Genomic DNA, 17,662 nt, shown 5'->3' on the forward strand with positions numbered 1-17,662 from the left:
ATGGACACGGCCTGACCTGGACATGTGTGCCCGGAGGTGGCGTGAGGCGGCCCCAGACGAGCAGGTGGCTCGACACCGCTGGTCAGTAGCTATGCCGCACGGCGATGAACCGCACCGGTGTGCCCGGCCTGGCCTGCGCCGCGCCGGACAGGTCCGCCGGGTGGACCACCGCGATCACCGGATAGCCCCCGGTGGTCGGGTGGTCGGCCAGGAAGACGACCGGGCGGCCGTCCGGCGGCATCTGGACGGCGCCCAGCACCATTCCCTCACTGGGCAGTTCACCCGCCCGGGAACGCGCGAGGGCGGGCCCCTCCGTGCGCAGCCCGATGCGGTTGCTCGCGGAGGAGACGGCGTACGGGTGCGTGGTGAGGGTGCGCAGTGCCGCGTCCGTGAACCAGTCGTCGCGGGGGCCCAGGGTGATCCGCAGAACGAGTTCCGAGGGGGGCGCCGGGTGCGGAACGACGTCCACGTGCGCGTGCGCCCGCCCCGGACGGCCGAGCGGGAGCACGATGCCGTCGGTCAACGGCGGTGGCCCGAGGCCCGACAGCAGGTCGGTGGAGCGGCTGCCGAGCACCGGCTCCACCACCACGCCGCCGGAGAGGGCGAGATAGCTCCGCACGCCGGAGAGGGCCGCCCCGATGTCCAGCAGTGCCCCTCCGGGGACCCGTACGGGCGCTCCCCAGGCCACCGGGCGGCCGTCCACGGTGACGGGGCACGGGGCGCCCCCGACGGCCACGGTGACCGTCGAACAGGGCCGGACGGAGCAGCCGCTGAGAGTGGTCTCCAGGACGGCTGCCGCCGGGGAGTTGCCCACCAGACGGTTTGCCACTACGGCTGCGGGTGCGTCCAGGGCGCCCGAGCGAGGCACACCGAGGTGGGCGTGGCCGGGGCGGCCCCGGTCCTGGACGGTGGTGAGAGCGCCGGCCCGGACGACGGTGAGGGAACGGTCGGTCACGGCGCCGCCACCGGCACGAAGCGGACCCGGGTGCCCGGCGCCAGCAACGCGGCCGGCACGCGCGCGGGGTCCCACAGCACGGCGTCCGTCGTACCGATCAGCTGCCAGCCGCCGGGCGAGGAGCGCGGGTACACGCCCGTGTACGGGCCGGCCAGGGCGACCGACCCGGCCGGCACGGCCGTGCGCGGTGTCGTCCGGCGCGGTACCTCGCGGGGCAGCCCGGTGAGGTAGCCGAAGCCGGGCGCGAAGCCGCAGAACGCCACGCGGAACTCGGCCGACGCGTGGATACGGGCCACCTCGGCCTCGTCGACATCCCAGTGGGCGGCCACGTCCGGCAGGTCGGGGCCGTCGTACCGGACACGGATCTCCACGACGTCCTCCGCGCGCACCGGGACGGGCGGCACCTCCCAGGAGGCGAGGCGGTCGGCGAGGCGGGACGGGTCGTCGAGACCGTCCAGGAGGACCGTACGGGCGGCGGGGACGATCTCGGCCGTCGCCAGGTCGCCCGCCGCCCGCCGGCGCAGCAGCTCGGCGTGCAGGGCCTCGGCCTCCTCGCCGGTGCCCACCTCGATCAGCAGCGCGTGGTCCCCGACCGGCAGTGCCCTCATACGAACGCCTCCACACGGATCCCCGAGGCCGCCAGCCCGGCCCGCACCCGCCGGGCCAGCTCCACCGCCCCCGGCGTGTCCCCGTGCAGGCACAGGGAGCGGGCGCGGACGGCGATGCGCTGCCCGGAGTGGGCGGCGACCGTGCCGGTGCGCGCCAGGCCGACGGACCGCTCGACCACGGCGTTTGCGTCCGTGATCACGGCGCCCTCCTGACCGCGCGGCACCAGGGTGCCCCGGTCGGTGTAGGCGCGGTCCGCGAACGCCTCGGTGACAGTGGGCAGTCCGGCCCTCTCGGCCGCCTTGAGGAAGCGCGAGCCGGGCAGGCCGAGGACGGGCAGCGTGGCATCGGCGAGGAGCACTCCGTCGACCACCGCCGCCGCCTGTTCCTCGTCGTGCACGACACGGTTGTAGAGCGCACCGTGCGGCTTCACGTACGCCACGCGCGTGCCCGCCGCGCGCGCGAAGACCTCCAGGGCGCCGATCTGGTACGCCACCTCGGCCGCCAGTTCGTCGGGCGGTACGTCCATCGCGCGCCGCCCGAAGCCCGCCAGGTCGCGGTACGAGACCTGCGCCCCGACCCGTACACCGCGCTCGGCCGCCAGCTCGCAGACCCGCCGCATGGTGGCCGCGTCCCCGGCGTGGAAACCGCAGGCCACGTTGGCGCTGGTGACGACGGACAGCAACTGCTCGTCGTCGGTCAGCCGCCAGCGGCCGAAGCCCTCGCCGAGGTCGGCGTTGAGATCGATGGCGCTCATACGTCCCATTCTGCTGGTCGTGCCGCTGGTCGGGTCCCCCGGATGCGCCGGTCAGACCACGCGGTACTGCTCGTCCCTGCGTCTGTCAGGAACATCTGGCCCGGTGCGTGAGTGATGGCGAACGGCGGACGTGAGGCCATCGCCGCGGCCTGGAGTGTCACCCGCAGGCCCAGAACACCGCGATGTCGTCCGGCTCGGCGTCCACCGGGTCGCCGATGTCCGGGCGGGACAGGTCCGCGATGCCGAGGTCCGCCACCTCACCGCGGTGCACCGGCCCGCCGTGCACGGCCGGAGGCAGAGCGGATGCTGGCGGAGCATCTCGACGACTCGCTCAAGGGCCTGGTGGAGAACTACGGGCGAAGGGTGAGGGACAGCACCCCGTATAGGGCGCGGGGAACCGCGTGATCGGCGACGGACGACCCGCGCCCGCGGGGTGCCCCGCTCTCGCCCGGCCCGCCCGGCGGAGCGCGATGTCAGACCCAGCGCCTAGTCTGTGCAGCGTGAGTTCACCCGCATCGACGGACAGCGTTCCGCCCCAGTTCAGCGCGGGGTCGCGCCCCGCGCCGGGCCCGGCCGCCGACGAGGGGCTGGCGCGGCGGCTGCGCGCGCTCGCCTGCACCGCGCCGCTGCACGACCTGGACGCGCGCAAGGCGAATCTCGCCGGCGAGTACTCGGTGTACGGCATGGCCGAGGTCGCCCTCGCCGCCATCGACCTCGTCACACTGAACATGGACTTCGACACGGGCGCGGACCACGACCAGGTCGTCGCCCGCCTCATCCCGCGCATCGCCGCCCAGGCCCCGCGGCGGCCCGTCGAGGAGCACGAGCGGGTCGCCCGCTGGGTCCTGGAGAACCTGATCAACGTCGGCAGCGTCGACCGGGGCTTCCGGGCGGTGTACGGGACATTCGCGTCCGACGGCACCTATGTCCGCCGCGACTACGACTTCAAGCTGATCGAGGAGGTCCCCGGCTACGGGGGCGGTGTCTGCCTCCGGACGACCGACGAGGCCGTCAACGTCCTCGTGGGCGCCCTCGACACCGACGTCACCAGCGCCCAGATCGCAGCCGAGGTCAAGCTGGAGGTGCTGATCAGCCGGGGCCGGCTCGCCGACGCCCAGCTCGCCGCCGAGCAGGCCCGGTACCGGACCGTGCAGTACTCGGAGACTCTTCGGAAGGCGTTGGACGCCACCCGGCGCAATGTCCGAGCGGTCGACTGGCTCCAGACCGTGCCCGACATGATCGCCGAGGCGCTCGATCACGTCGCCGACCGCTACCGCCACGAGAACGCGATCCTCACGAACATCCGCAAGGCCCGTGACGAGTCCGAGGAGCCCGAGCACAAGCGGCGCGCGGCAGAACTGGTCGACATCGTCAAGGACTGCATCCGGCGGCACACACAGCTCCAGTCCCGGCTGCTGGAGGCCGGGCCGCTGTTCCGCGCGGAGCAGGACCGGCAAGCCTTCGCCACACCGATGACGACCTCGGGGATCGACCTCTACGGGCATCTGGTCGCGCCCTTGCTGCCGCTGCCCGTGGAGCAGGCCCGGCGGGTGACCGACGCGTTCTTCGCTCGTGGGACGGGGTTGCGTACGCCGGGGTCCGTGCGGGTGGGGGATCTCGTCGATCTCCTGTTCACGCCGCCGGTGGAGCGGGAGCATCTCGGGGCGGAGATGCCGGAGCCGGACCTGATCGCCACACCGGACGACAGCCGGTTCAGCGAGGAACAGTTGGCCGCGGCGAAGGAGCTGCTGGATCTGCCCGCCGACGCGCCACGGCGGTTGTCGGGGCTGTTGGCGCAGGCGCGGCTTCGGGACGCCGAACTGCCCTATCTGGTCGCGCTGCTGGCCGTGCACGCGGCCAGCCCGCCGGTCGGTACGGCCTATCGGCAGGGGGAGAAGAAGCTGCTTTTCGCTGTCGATGACGGGACGGAGCTCGACGATCCCGAGTTCGGTGGGGCGGACCTGATCGTGGGGATGGCCTTGTTGGACGCGGCCGGGATGGCGGCGGACCGGGAGGCGGCGTGAACGCTCCCCCGGGAGAGCCCGGAAACCACCGGTCGTGTGTCGGGCGCGGGTTGTCCGTGGCTGGTCGCGCCCACGCGGCGGAGCCGCAGATGTCGCAGGGCCGCGCCCCCTACCTTGCTGCCCCGCCCTCTTGTCGTGAAATCAAGGAGTTCCTGCCGTGAGCGAGCATGTCGAGTGGAGTGAGCCCGAAGTGGCTGCTCCGGTGGCTGCCCCTCTCACTCCCGCCGACGCCGCCGATGCCGCTCGGCTCGTTGCCTTCGGGCTTCAGCCCAAGGTGCAGCCTGCCCGGGATCAGGAGTACGGAGAGCTGTTGCGGCGGTATCGGGAGGACCCGGCGTTCGCTCGGCTCGCCGATGCCGTGGCAACCGGGCTCGGGCTGGTCGTGCTGGAGGTGTCGCCGAGGGCGGGGATGGCGGTGACGGCGGCCGAGGACTCCGTGTTCGCCGTGCGGATGGGGGACTACGCGCGGCGGACGTCGGCGGACTCGGTGGACCGGTTCCTGCACGGTCTGGCACATCTCGCGGTCGCCGCGATGGCGTTTCCGAGGCCGGAGGACCTCGCGGACGACGGGTACATCGGGCGGGTGTCGGTCAACGGGGTCGACGCCTTCGTGCGTCAGGCCTGCCGCCGGCTGGAGGAGCGGGCCGAGGAGCAGGGCGAGAACACCGACCCGGTGAGCGACGCGCCGGGGCTGGAGTCGGCCTGGCGGATCTGGGCCAGACGCAGTTCCACCGGGGCCACCAAGGACGCGCGCCGACTGGCGGGGTCGACCACCGGCATCATCGCCAAGGCGGTGGGCTTCCTGACCGACTCCGGGTTCCTGCAGCGCACGGGGGACGACAACGGCGGTACGTATCGGACCACCGCGCGTTATCAACTCCAGGTACGCGACATGGCGGGCAGTGCCGCGATGGCCGAGCTGCTGGAACTGGGCATCGTGCCCGTCACCGACGGCACGGCCACGCTGCTGCCCGCCGAGGACACCGACGATCTGGAGCTGGTGGCCGACGCAGGGTTGCCGTTCCACTCCTGATTCCCGCCCGCTCACGATGCCCGTCCCTCGTTGACCCCCGACCTCACGCACCACCGACCGCACCACCGTCACGACCGCGAAAGTCCGCCGCCATGTACGAGCTGTCCCGGGTCCGCCTCTACTCCATCGGGCCGGCCGGTGCGCGTTACGCCGACACCGTGCTGGACCTGAGGGGTGTGGGCGAGCACGTGCCCGACCCCGCGCCGCAGCAGGCGGAGTTCTTCGAGGAGGAACCGACCGGGCCACCGCGCCGGCCGGCCCCGGCGGGCGTGCTCTTCCTGGAGAACGGCGGCGGCAAGTCGGTCCTGCTCAAGCTGATCTTCTCGGTGATGCTGCCGGGCCACCGGAACACCCTGGGCGGTGCCAGCTCGGGCGTACTGCGGAAGTTCCTGCTGGCGGACGACTGCGGGCATGTCGCGCTGGAGTGGCAGCACACGCTGACCGGCGAGTGCGTCGTGGTCGGCAAGGCGAGCGAGTGGCGGGGACGGCAGGTCTCCAACGACCCCCGGAAGTTCGCCGAGGCCTGGTACTCCTTCCGTCCCGGGCCTGGGCTGAGCCTGGACAACCTTCCCGTCGCCGAGTCCACCGCCGTACGGCCCCCCGTGGAGGGCTCGTCGGGGGCGCAGGGGCGGCGGCGCACCATGAAGGGTTTCAGGGACGCCATCACCGAGGCGGGCAAGGCGTATCCGCATCTCGAAGTGCACTGGGAGGAGATCCACGACCGCTGGAACGAGCATCTGACGGACCTCGGTCTCGACCCCGAACTCTTCCGCTACCAACGGGAGATGAACGCCGACGAGGGTGAGGCCGCCGGACTGTTCGCGGTGAAGAAGGACTCCGACTTCACCGATCTGCTGCTGCGGGCCGTCACCGACACGCGCGACACGGACGGGCTCGCCGACCTGGTCGGCGGGTTCGGTGACAAGCTCGGCCGTCGTGCCGAGTTGATCGCCGAGCGGGACTTCACGGCCGGATCGGTGGATCTGCTCGGGCGGATCGTCGAGGCCGCCGAGGCGCGGTCGCGGGCCCGGGACATCCACGCCGGCGCCGAGCGGCGCACCCGCACCCTGGCCCGGCGGCTGTCGGCCAGGGCCGCGCTGGAGCGGGTCCGGGGCGCCGACCTCGCCCAGCGCGTCACCGCCGCCGCGTACACGGTCACTCACGCCGAGGCCGTCCGCGACCGCAGCTCCCTGATCGCGGCCGAACTGGCCTACCGGCACGCCTCGTTGGCGCTGGCCGCCGCCGAGAGGTCCGCCGCAGCGCAGAAGCGGGAGCTGGCCGACGCGCGCACGCTGCACTCCGCCTGGCAGGCCGCCGAGGCCGTGCTCCGGCACCGGGCCGCCGCCGACCGGGTCGCCCGGGTGGCCGCCGCGATCCAGGAGGCCGAGCGGGACGCTGCCCCGGCGCTCGCCGCCCGCGCGAAGGCCGCCATCGACCTCGTAGGCGCCCTGCACGCCGCCGCCGGGGGCGCCGAGAACCTGGCGAACGAGGGCGAGGAGCGGTCGGCCGCCCTGCAGGAGGCCGGCGAGGCCGCCCACCGGGACGCGACCGCCGCCGCCACCGAGGCGCAGCGCGCCCGCAGCGAGATCGGGCACCTGAGGCAGCGGCTGAGCGAGGTCGAACAGGAGACCGCCGAGGCCGTCCGCGCGGGCTGGCTCGACGACAGCGCGCCCGACGCCGACCCGGCCCGGGCCGCCCTCGCCGCCAGCGACGCCGAGAAGACGGCCGTCGCCGCCTGGGACACCGCCCGCGACGCCTCGCGCCGCGCCTCCGAGCACGCCCGGGAGGCGGCCTCCGCCGAGTCCCGCGCGGAGCTGACGGCCGCCCGCGCGGCGGACGCGGCCGTCGCCGCCGAGCGCGCCTACGACGGCGAGCGGCGCACGGCGGAGGCCCTGGCGGGGGAGGAGCGGCTGGCGGAGCTGCTCAGCCTGCCCGGCGCCGCCGGCCAGGGGCGGGCCGGGGTCCCCGCGCCCCGCCGGGGCGGTGCGACCGCTGCCGGCACGGGGCATGCCACCGACGCGGCGGACGGCTCCCGCACGGTGTCCGGTGCCGCCGATGCCATCCGTGGCTCCGCCGAAGGCCCCCTCGCCCCCGAGGAACTGGACCGCTTCGCCGACGAACTGCGCGACCTGCTCGACGACAACGTGTCCTCCGCCGAGCGCCACCTCTTCGAGCTGCGCACCGCCGCGGCCGACGACTCCCGTATTCTGGGTGCCCTCGGCGACGGCGGGCTGCTGCCGCCGGGACCGGACGTCCTGGCGACCGTCGAGTTCCTCGGCGAGCACGGCATCCCCGCCCTCCCCGGTTGGCGGTACCTCGCCCAGGCCGTGGACCCCGCCGACCACGCGCGCGTGCTGGCCGCCCGCCCGGAGCTGGTCGACGGCGTGATCATCACCGACCCGGACTCGCATGCCCGGGCCCGCGAGGCGCTGAGCGACGCGGCACTGCTCCCGAGGTCCGCCGTGGCCGTCGGTACGGCGTCGGCCCTGCTGGCACCGACCCCGCCCGTGGACTCCGGCGACGGCCCCTCTCCCGACGTCTTCCTCGTACCGCCGAACCCGGCCATGCACGACGAGCACGCCGCCGACGAGGAGCGGCAGGCGCTGCGCGCGCGGGCCACCGAGCGGGACGAGGAGATCCGGGAGCTGGCGGCGCGGCTCGCCAAGGACCGGGAGCTCGCCGCGCGGCTCGCCTCGTGGCGCACCGGGTGCCCGGCCGGGCGGCTCACCGAGCTGTCCTCGGCCGCCCGGGAGACGCGGGCGTTCGCCGAGGAGGCCGAGGCGGAGCTGGCGGAGGCGCGGACCGTGCGCGCCGAGGCCGAGGAAGCGGCGGCCGGGGCGGCCCACGTACGGGACGGGCGGCAGGAGGCCGCGCAGAAGGCCCGCCGTGCCGCCGACGCCCTCGCCGGACTCGCCTTCCGGCTGCGCGAGCGCGCCGGCTGGCAGGTCAAGCTCCGCGAACTCGCCGACGAGGCCGCCGAGTCCGAGGCCCGCGCCCAGGCCTGCCTGGAGCGGGCCCGCGCCGCCGACGAGGACCGCCGCGCCACCCAACGCGGCGCCGACGACGCCCGTCGTACGGCGCGCGCGCTGCGCGCCGAGCGCGCGGAGATCGCGGGCGCCCCCGACGACGTACCGGAGACGGACTCCGACGCGCCGAGACAGCCCCTCGCCGCGCTCCGCGAGGCGTACCGAGCCGCCTCCCAGGTGTACGAGAAGGTCGGCGTCGGCGCCGATCTGCGCGCCGAGCAGGCGCGGGCCGAGAGCGACGAGAGCGCCGCGATCGCCGACCTGGACCGGTTGACCAACAAGGTCCGCAACCGCGCCGAGCAGCTTCTGCAGTCGCCCGACGGCTCCGACGGGCCCTCACGGCAGGCCGCCGCCGCCCGCGCCGAGGAACTCGTCCAGCTCCTCGAAACCCGGATGTCCACCGCGAGCGAACAGCTCGGCAGACTGCGCGGCGAGGCCGAGCGGCACGCCCCCGACGAGGGCGGGGCCCACACCGAGCTGCCCGAGGAGCTGGTCCCGCGCGACGCCGACCACGCCCAGGCCCTGCTGCGCACCGCCACCGCCGAACTCGCGTCCCGCACCGAGGCGTTGAGCCAGGCCCGCGAGGCCCACGCCGAGCTGCTGGAGTCCCACCGCGCCGCCGAGGACGCGGCCGTGGGCTTCGAGGAGACCGCCGCCCTGCTCCGCGACCTCCTCCGTGACCACTCCACGGACGACGACCAGGAGGAGCCCGAACCCTACCCCGGCGGTATCGAGGAGGCGCGTGGGTCCGCCGGCGAGACGCGCCGCTTGCTGCGCGGCTGCGCCGCCGACCTCTCCGCCGCCGAGGGCGCCGTACGCGAGGCATGCGACGTCCTCGTGCGGCACGCCAACTCCACCCGCTACGAGCAGGTCCGCACGCCCGCCCGCCAGCAGATCCGCGAACTGCCCGCCTCGTCCCTGCCCGAGCACGCCCAGAAGTGGGCGGACGCCTTCGCACCCCGCCTCCGGGTCCTCACGGACGAGCTGGCGCAGCTGGAACGCAACCGGGACTCGATCGTCGACCGGCTGCGGGGCCTCGTCGAGTCGGCGCTCGCCACCCTCCGGTCCGCCCAGCGGCTGTCCAGGCTGCCCGAGGGGCTGGGGGAGTGGTCCGGGCAGGAGTTCCTGCGCATCCGCTTCGACGAACCCGACCAGGCCACCCTCACCGAGCGACTCGGTGAGGTCGTCGACGAGGCGACCCGCGCGGCGGTGAAGAAGAACTCCGACATGCGCCGTGACGGCATGTCCCTGCTGCTCCGGGGCGTGAGCGCCGCGCTCCAGCCCAAGGGCGTCGCCGTCGAGATCCTCAAGCCGGACGCGGTCCTGCGAGCCGAGCGCGTGCCCGTCGGCCAGATGGGTGACGTCTTCTCCGGCGGTCAGCTCCTCACCGCCGCCATCGCCCTCTACTGCACGATGGCCGCTCTGCGCAGCAACGACCGAGGACGGGACAGACACCGCCACGCCGGCACACTGTTCCTCGACAACCCCATCGGCCGCGCCAACGCGACCTACCTGCTGGAGCTCCAGCGGGCGGTGTCGGACGCCCTGGGCGTGCAACTCCTCTACACCACCGGCCTGTTCGACACCACGGCACTGGCGGAGTTCCCCCTCGTCATCCGCCTGCGCAATGACGCCGACCTACGAGCGGGCCTGAAGTACATCAGCGTCGAGGAACACCTCCGCCCGGGACTGCCGCAGCAGCCCCGGGCGGGGGAGGCGGTGCACACCGAGATCACCGCGACACGCATGTTCAAACGGCCCGCACCGCCAGGGCAGTGACCGTGCGTCAGGTGTTCACGCGAACCAGCCCTGTGGCGCGGGGCTGGTGTTGCGCCAGACGTGCTTCGGCTCCTGGTACTCGGCGAGCCCGGCGGGGCCGAGTTCCCGTCCCGTACCGGACTGCTTGAAGCCGCCCCACTCGGCCTGCGGGACATAGGGGTGGTAGTCGTTGATCCAGACGGTGCCCAGCCGCAGCCGGGACGCGACGCGTGCGGCCTTGGCCTCGTCGGTGGTCCACATCCCGCCCGCGAGACCGTAGATCGTGTCGTTGGCGAGCCGTACGGCCTCGTCCTCGTCGGTGAAGCGTTCCACGGTGAGGACCGGCCCGAAGGACTCCTCCTGGACGACGGACATGCCGGCGGCACACTCGTCGAGCACGGTCGGCAGGTAGTAGAAGCCCTCGTCGAGCCCTTCGGGGCGCGCCCCGCCGCACCGCAACACGGCGCCCTCCGCCAGTCCCTGGGCGACGTACGCCTCGACCTTGGCGAGGTGCTCCGCCGAGATCAGCGGACCGGTCTGGGCCCGTTCGTCGAACGGACCGCCGAGCCGGATCTCCCGGGCCCGGCGTACGACCTCGTCGACGAACCGGTCGTGCAGCGAGTCCTCCACCAGCAGTCGTGCCCCCGCCGAGCACACCTGCCCCGAGTGCAGGAACACCGCCGTCAGCGCCATGTCGACCGCCGTGTCGAAGTCGGCGTCCGCGAAGACGATGTTGGGGTTCTTGCCGCCGAGTTCGAGGGCGACCTTCTTCACGGTCGCGGCGGCGGCGGCCATGAGGCGACGGCCGGTCTGCAGGCCGCCGGTGAAGGAGACCAGGTCCACGTCCGGGTGGTCGGCGAGGGGGGCGCCCGCCTCCGGGCCGGCGCCCAGTACCAGGTTGGCGACGCCCGGGGCAGGCCAGCCTCCTCGAGCAGCCGCATGAGATGGATCGCGGTGTGCGGGGTCAGCTCGCTCGGCTTCAGGACGAAGGTGTTCCCGGTCGCCAGCGCCGGGGCGACCTTCCACGCCGTCTGCAGCAGCGGGTAGTTCCACGGTGTGATCAGCGCGCAGACGCCGACCGGCTCGTACACCACCCGGCTGTCCACGCCCGCGGTGCCGGTGTCGATCACGCGGCCCGTCTCGGCCGCGGCCGTACGGCCGAAGTAGCGGAAGCAGTTGACGATGTCGTCGATGTCGTACTCGCTCTCGACGAGCCGCTTGCCGGTGTCGAGGGACTCGGCGCGGGCGAGCGCCGCCTTGTCGCGGGCGAGCAGGTCCGCGACGCGCAGCAGCAGGTCACCGCGCTCGGCCGCCGGGGTACGGGGCCAGGGGCCCTCGTCGAAGGCGCGGCGCGCGGCCGCGATCGCCTCCACCGTGTCCTTGCCGCCCGCCTCGTCGACGACCGCGACCAGGCTGCCGTCGGCGGGGCAGCGGATCTCGCGGGTCCGCTCGTCGAGAGCGGCGGTCCAGGCGCCGCCGATGAACAGGTCCGGCATGCTGCTTACTTCCTTTGCTGCGTACTGCGCTGGGGGTGTGGAGTGGGGGACGGTGCCGTCCAGCGGGTGTCACCGCGCCCGCCGGACGGCACCGTCGAGTGCCGTTACTTCGGCAGCCAGCCCTCAACGGTGTCCTTGTTGGCCTCGACCCACTTCTTGGCGGCCTCCTGCGAGGACAGCTTGTCCTGCGTGATCATCTTGGCGACCTTGTTCTGGTCCTCGGCGGTCCACTTGAAGTTCTTCAGGAACTCGGCCGCCTTGCCGCCGTCCTTGGCGAAATCGGCGTTCAGCCACTTCTGGAGCGGCGTGTTGGGGTAGGCACAGGCGACCTTCTTCGGGTCGGCGTCGCAGCCCTCCTTGAATTCGGGCAGCTTCACCTCCACCAGTTCCACCTGGGCGTTCAGCCACTGCGGGGTCCACCAGTAGGTGAGGAAGGGCTTCTCGGCCTTGTAGTTCTGCTGGATCTGGGTGATCTGGGCGGCTTCGGAGCCCGCGTAGACCGTCTTCAGGTCCAGATCGAGGTTCTTGATGATGGCGTCGTCGAAGGTGACGTAGTCCGGGGAACCCTCCAGGAGCTGGCCCTTGCCGCCGCTCTCGGAGGTCTTCAGCTCGTCGGCGTACTTGTTGAGGTTCTTGTAGTCGGTGACGTCGGGGTGCTCGTCGGCCCAGTACTTGGGGACGAACCACCCGATGTGACCGGTGACGCCGAGGTCGCCACCGGCGACGACCGTCTTGGACTTCTCGACGTACTGCTTCTCCTGCTCGGGGTGGCCCCAGTCCTCCAGGATGGCGTCGATCGTGCCCTTGCTGAGTGCGTCCCAGGCGATGACCTCGCCCATCTGCTTGGTGTTGACCTTGTAGTCGAGCTCGTTCTCCAGCACGTAGGCCGCGACCGCCACGTTCGCCTCCGCTCCCACCCAGGAGGGTTTGGTGAGGGTGATCGTGTCGCTGCTGCCGGCGCTGCTCGACTTGCCGGTTTCGGCCGCTCCGCAGCCCGCGACGGCGGTGAGGCCGAGACCGGCCGTGAGGGCGACGGCGGTACGGAGGACGCGGCGGCGCTGTCTGGTGTTCACGAGGGGCACGAGGGAACTTCCTTAGATTTCGGTACAGGATTGCGTCGATGCGGCGCTGTACGGCGGACTGGGCTCAGGGGGAGTGCTTGCGGGTGGCCGTGGGCTGGGTGATCCGGTCCAGCAGGAGGCCGAGGCAGACGATCGCCGCGCCCGCGACCAGGCCGACGCCGAGGTCTCCGCGGGACAGGCCGTACACGACGTCGTAGCCGAGCGCGCCGCCGCCGACGAGACCGCCGACGATGACGACGGCCAGCACCAGGACCACGCCCTGGTTGAGGGCGAGCAGCAACGCGGGCCGGGCCAGCGGCAGTTGCACCTGGCGCAGCTGCTGCCAACCGGTGGCGCCCAGCGAGCGGGCAGCCTCCAGCGCGGCAGGGTCGGTCTTCTTCAGTCCCTGGGTGGTGATGCGCACCACGGCGGGCAGGGCGTAGGCCACGGCCGCGGTGATGGCGGCGGCGCGGCCGACCCCGAACAGGGCGACGACCGGGATGAGGTAGACGAACTGCGGCAGGGTCTGGAGCACGTCCAGCACGGGCCGCAGGGTGCTCTCCACCCAGCTCACCCGGGCGGCGAGGACACCGATGGCGACGCCCAGCACGAGGGTGAGCGCGAGGGCGCCGAGGACCTGCGACAGCGTGTCGAGGGTCGCGGGCCAGACACCGAGCACACCGGTCGCGGCCAGGGCCAGTACGGCGGTGAGCGCGGTGCGCCAGGTGCCGACGAGCAGGGCGAGCGCGGCGGCGACCAGCAGCAGCGACCACCAGGGGGCGTTCAGGAGCAGATCGCGCAGCGGGTTGAGCAGCCAGTCCGTGAAGTTGGACGCCCACACCTTCGTGCCGCCGAGAAGCGGCACTCCCGCCTGGACGTTGTCGACGAACCACGCCTGGAAGCCGTTGACGGGGCCGGAGATGTCGACCGTCCACGCCTCGGGCCAGGCCGTCGCACCGGCGATCTTGCCGGCCACGACCGCGAGTACGGTTCCGAAGGCGGCCACACCCCAGGCGGCCCGGCCGTGCAGGAGCCGGGGTCCGTCCGTGACGGGCGGCGCGCCGAGCTGTTCGCCGGCGGCCTCGGTCGTCCGGTCCAGCCAGACGGCGATCAGCACGATCGGGATGCCGGCGGTGAGGGCGGCGCCGACATCGACGGTGGACAGCGCCGAGTACACCTCGTCGCCGAGGCCGCCGGCGCCGATCACCGAGGCGATGACGACCATCGACAGCGCCATCATGATCGTCTGGTTGAGGCCCAGCAGGAGCTCCTTGCGGGCCAGGGGCAGCCGCGCGGTGAGCAACTGCTGCCTGCGGCCCGCGCCCAGTGACGCCGAGGCCTCCAGTACCGACGGGTCGGCGCCGCGCAGACCCAGCGCGGTGAGCCGGGCCATGGGCGGCGCGGCGTAGATCACGGTGGCCAGCAGGGCGGCGGGAGACCCGGTGCCGAAGACCAGCACGAAGGGCAGCAGGTAGGCGAAGGCCGGCAGCACCTGCATGGTGTCCAGGACCGGCCTGAGACCCCGGTCGAACCGGTCGGAGAGGCCGGCGGCCAGGCCCAGCAGGAAACCGACGAGCGCGGAGACGGCGACCGCCACGACCATGAGGGCCAGCGTCAGCATCGCCGGGTCCCACATGCCGAGCAGCCCGCAGCCGACGAACGCGGCCAGCGTGATCCCGGCGACCTTCAGGCCGGCCCGGCCGGCACCTCCGGCACGCCAGGCGAGCAGCACGGCGGCGGCGGTGACGCCCGGCCAGCCGAGTGTGTCGAGCAGCGAGTAGACCCCGTCGACGGCGTCGACCGAGGTGTTGCTGAGGTGCAGCAGGAAATACAGGAAGACGGGGCTGGTGTCGCGGTTGTCGATGATCCACTGACTGAAGTCGTCCAGCGGACCGGAGACGTCGACGCCCAGTTGGTTCGGCCAGGTGCCGGCTCCCCACAGCACCGCCGCGAGCGGCACCAGCACGACGGCGAGCGCGGCGAGTCCCGCCAGCCGCCGGCGTACGGGGTGCATCACCGTGAGTCGCCGCAGCAGCAGCGAGCGGGTGCCGGGTCCGGGCTCGCCGCCCGGCGGGGAGCTGACTTTCTCCGGGTCCTGGGATTTCGCGGGGCTGAGCGTGCTCATGCGTCGCTCACCGCCTCGCCGCCGCCGGACACGAGGTCCCGCACGGAGGGGCAGGACCCTCCGCACTCCCCGAACCGGGCAGGTGTCGCGGAGGTACCCGCGGGGGCAGGTGTGGTGTGACTCATGCGGCGGTCCCCGCCTTCGCCTCGTCCGGGGCGTCGATCCCGGCGACCACGGCGAGCAGCCGCTCGTGGTCGACGACGCCGAGCAGCCTGCTCCCGTCCATCACCCGGGCCGGGGCGCCACCGCGTGCGACGGCCTCGATGGCGGTGGCGACGGTGCACGCCGGAGTGACCTCGGGCCCGTTGTCCGCCTCGCCCTCGCGCGCGGGGCGCATCGCCCTGCGGGCGGTGATGACCTGCTCGCGCGGCACGTCGCGCACGAAGTCCCGCACATAGTCGTCGGCGGGGGCGGCGACGATCTCCTCCGGGGTGCCGCACTGCACGATCCTGCCGTCGCGCATCAGCGCGATGCGGTCGCCGAGCTTCAGCGCCTCCTGGAGGTCGTGCGTGATGAAGAGCATGGTGCGGCCCTCCTCACGGTGCAGGCGGATGACCTCCTCCTGCATGTCGCGCCGGATCAGCGGGTCGAGCGCGCTGAACGGCTCGTCGAACAGCAGCACCTCGGGGTCGACCGCGAGGGCGCGGGCCAGGCCCACGCGCTGCTGCTGGCCACCGGAGAGCTGGGTGGGGCGGCGGTGCTCCATGCCCGCGAGGCCGACCTTGGCGACCATCTTCATGGCCTGGGCGCGGCGGTCGAGCTTGCCGACACCCTGGATCTCCAGCCCGTAGGCCACGTTGTCGAGCACGGAGCGGTGCGGCAGCAGCCCGAAGTGCTGGAAGACCATGGCCGCCCGGTGGCGGCGCAGTTCGCGCAGCCGGTTGCGGTCCATGGCGAGCACGTCCTCGCCATCGATCTCCAAGCCGCCGGAGGTCGGTTCGATGAGCCGGGTCAGACATCGGACCAGCGTGGACTTGCCGGAGCCCGACAGGCCCATGACGACGAACACCTCGCCCTTGCGCACGTCGAAGGAGACGTCACGCACGGCGACCGTGCACCCGGTGCGGCGGCGGAGCTCGTCGGCCGGGAGGTCCGCCAGTTCGCTGCCGGGGACGCGTTCGGCCTTCGGACCGAAGACCTTCCAGAGCTTGTGCACTGAGAAGACGGGGGCGTCGCCGCCGGTCTCGTCCTGTGGGGTCTTTTCGGTGAGGGTGGTGGACATCAGGCATCGTCTCCCGTGGTCGGCCGGGTGAGCAGGTCTGCGCATTTCTCGCCCACCATCAGGACGCCGATCATCGGGTTGACGGCGGTGATGGTCGGAAAGACGGAGGCGTCGGCGATACGGACGCCGCCCAGGCCGCGCACGGTCAGATCGGGGCCGACCACGGCGAGCGGGTCGTCGACGGCACCGATCCGGCAGGTGCCGGCCGGGTGGTACACGGTGTGGGCCACCTTGCGCGCGTACTCGCTCAGCTCCTCGTCGCCGGTCACCTCCGGCCCGGGGCAGACCTCCCGCTTCAGCCAGGAGGCGAGTGGCTCGGTCTTGGCGATCTCGCGGGCGATGCGGATGCCGTCGACGAGGGTCCGGCCGTCGTAGTCGTCCTCGTCCGTGAAGTACCGGAAGTCCAAAGCCGGTTTGACGGACGGGTCGGCGCTGGTGAGGTAGAGCCGGCCGCGGCTACGGGGCTTGGGGATGTTGGGTGTCATCGACACTCCGTACGGCGGCTTCTCGTAGCCCAGCCGCTCCGGATTGTCGGTGAACGGGATCTGGTAGAAGTGGAACATCAGGTCGGGGCCGGGTGATTCGGGGTCCCGTCGCACGAACAGACCGGCGTCGGAGTCCATCGCGGAGTTCTCCGGCAGGGGCCCGTGGGTCTCCCACACGATCACCGACTCGGGGTGGTCGAGCAGGTTCTCGCCGATGCCCGGCAGATCGTGCACCACCGGGATCCCGAGGGCCTCCAGGTCCTGCTTGGGGCCGACGCCCGAGTGCAGCAGCAGCCGCGGGGTGTCGACGGCACCCGCACAGAGGACCACCTCGCGCGCGGCGCGGACGGTCTTCTCCGTGCCGTCGGCCGCGCGCACCCGCACACCCGAGACCCGGTCACCGTCGATGTCCAGGCCGAACGCCCACGTCTCCAGCATCAGCCGGAGGTTGGGCCGGTCCAGGAAGGGGTGCAGGTACGCCACCGAGGCGGAGGACCTCTTGTTGTCCGCCGGATGATAGGCGAGGTCGAAGAAGCCCACGCCCTCGTGGAAGGGCTCGTCGTTGAAGCCCTCCACACGCGGCACTCCGGTGGCCCGCTGCGCCGCGTCCACGAAGTCACGGGCGATGGCGTTCCGGTCCTTCTCGTCCACGGCGACGATGTTGTTCAGCAACCGGTCGTAGTGCGCGTCCATGGCAGGGGCGTCCCAGCCCTCGGCGCCCGCCTCGACCCACTCCGCCCAGTCCGAGGGCAGCGGCTTGAAACTGATCAGGGTGTTGTGGGAGGAACAGCCGCCGAGAACGCGGGCCCGGCTGTGCCGGATGTGGGAGTTTCCGCGTGGCTGGGGCGTCGTCGGATAGTCGTAGTCCAGTTCGCCGCCGAGCAGGCCGAGCCAGCGCCTCAGGGTGAGCACGTCGGACCGGTCCACGTCGGACGGGCCACCTTCGATGACGGCGACACTCACCTCCGCATCCTCGGTGAGACGCGATGCGACGACCGATCCGGCCGTGCCGCCGCCCACGACCACGTAGTCGTATGTCTCCTGGTCGGACATGAGGTCCCAGCTCCTTGTCGTGCGTACCGGGCGTGTCCCGGTCGCTCATGCCCGATCAGAC

The 17,662-nt window shown here is 72.8% G+C and carries 10 protein-coding genes and 2 pseudogenes; 3 read left to right on the plus strand and 9 right to left on the minus strand.

Annotation, left to right across the window (positions count from 1 at the left end):
• Positions 1-82: 82 nt before the first annotated feature.
• The 4 genes and pseudogenes from WBG99_RS30530 to WBG99_RS30545 all read right to left on the minus strand — a co-directional run.
• Positions 83-955 (minus strand): biotin-dependent carboxyltransferase family protein, encoded by an 873-nt coding sequence (locus WBG99_RS30530; protein WP_338899409.1) that lies wholly within the window; start codon positions 953-955, stop codon positions 83-85.
• Positions 952-1,563: an allophanate hydrolase subunit 1 gene (locus tag WBG99_RS30535; RefSeq protein WP_338899411.1), complete on the minus strand. Its 612-nt coding sequence runs from the start codon at positions 1,561-1,563 to the stop codon at positions 952-954. The genes WBG99_RS30530 and WBG99_RS30535 overlap by 4 nt, the downstream gene beginning before the upstream one ends.
• Entirely contained in the window at positions 1,560-2,318 is a 759-nt protein-coding gene (locus tag WBG99_RS30540) for a 5-oxoprolinase subunit PxpA (protein WP_338899412.1), read from the minus strand. The genes WBG99_RS30535 and WBG99_RS30540 overlap by 4 nt, the downstream gene beginning before the upstream one ends.
• Before the next feature lie 51 nt (positions 2,319-2,369).
• A pseudogene (locus WBG99_RS30545) lies at positions 2,370-2,622 on the minus strand (DUF1445 domain-containing protein); the annotation flags it as partial.
• A gap of 196 nt (positions 2,623-2,818) precedes the next feature.
• Here WBG99_RS30545 and WBG99_RS30550 point away from each other — a divergent pair.
• From WBG99_RS30550 to WBG99_RS30560, 3 genes are all read left to right on the plus strand, one after another.
• Positions 2,819-4,342: a hypothetical protein gene (locus tag WBG99_RS30550; protein ID WP_338899413.1), complete on the plus strand. Its 1,524-nt coding sequence runs from the start codon at positions 2,819-2,821 to the stop codon at positions 4,340-4,342.
• Between the two features lie 157 nt (positions 4,343-4,499).
• Complete coding sequence (locus tag WBG99_RS30555; protein WP_338899414.1) at positions 4,500-5,375, plus strand: hypothetical protein; 876 nt, start codon at positions 4,500-4,502, stop codon at positions 5,373-5,375.
• Between the two features lie 92 nt (positions 5,376-5,467).
• A complete protein-coding gene (locus WBG99_RS30560) occupies positions 5,468-10,180 on the plus strand; it encodes a hypothetical protein (protein ID WP_338899415.1) in 4,713 nt (1,570 codons plus the stop codon).
• Between the two features lie 15 nt (positions 10,181-10,195).
• Here WBG99_RS30560 and WBG99_RS30565 read toward each other — a convergent pair.
• The 5 genes and pseudogenes from WBG99_RS30565 to WBG99_RS30585 all read right to left on the minus strand — a co-directional run bounded on the left by WBG99_RS30565 (position 10,196) and on the right by WBG99_RS30585 (position 17,601).
• Positions 10,196-11,655, minus strand: a pseudogene (locus tag WBG99_RS30565) (aldehyde dehydrogenase family protein).
• Between the two features lie 104 nt (positions 11,656-11,759).
• Positions 11,760-12,737, minus strand: coding sequence for an ABC transporter substrate-binding protein (locus WBG99_RS30570; protein WP_338899416.1), 978 nt, complete (start codon positions 12,735-12,737; stop codon positions 11,760-11,762).
• Positions 12,738-12,801: 64 nt separating this feature from the next.
• Positions 12,802-14,730 (minus strand): ABC transporter permease subunit, encoded by a 1,929-nt coding sequence (locus WBG99_RS30575; protein WP_338900530.1) that lies wholly within the window; start codon positions 14,728-14,730, stop codon positions 12,802-12,804.
• Between the two features lie 232 nt (positions 14,731-14,962).
• Positions 14,963-16,063, minus strand: a complete 1,101-nt coding sequence (locus tag WBG99_RS30580; protein ID WP_338899417.1) for a glycine betaine/L-proline ABC transporter ATP-binding protein — start codon at positions 16,061-16,063, stop codon at positions 14,963-14,965.
• Complete coding sequence (locus WBG99_RS30585; protein ID WP_338899418.1) at positions 16,063-17,601, minus strand: GMC oxidoreductase; 1,539 nt, start codon at positions 17,599-17,601, stop codon at positions 16,063-16,065. Before WBG99_RS30585 ends, WBG99_RS30580 begins: the two co-directional genes overlap by 1 nt.
• Positions 17,602-17,662 lie beyond the last annotated feature (61 nt).

The sequence above is a fragment of the Streptomyces sp. TG1A-60 genome, assembly GCF_037201975.1.
GTDB lineage: Bacteria > Actinomycetota > Actinomycetes > Streptomycetales > Streptomycetaceae > Streptomyces.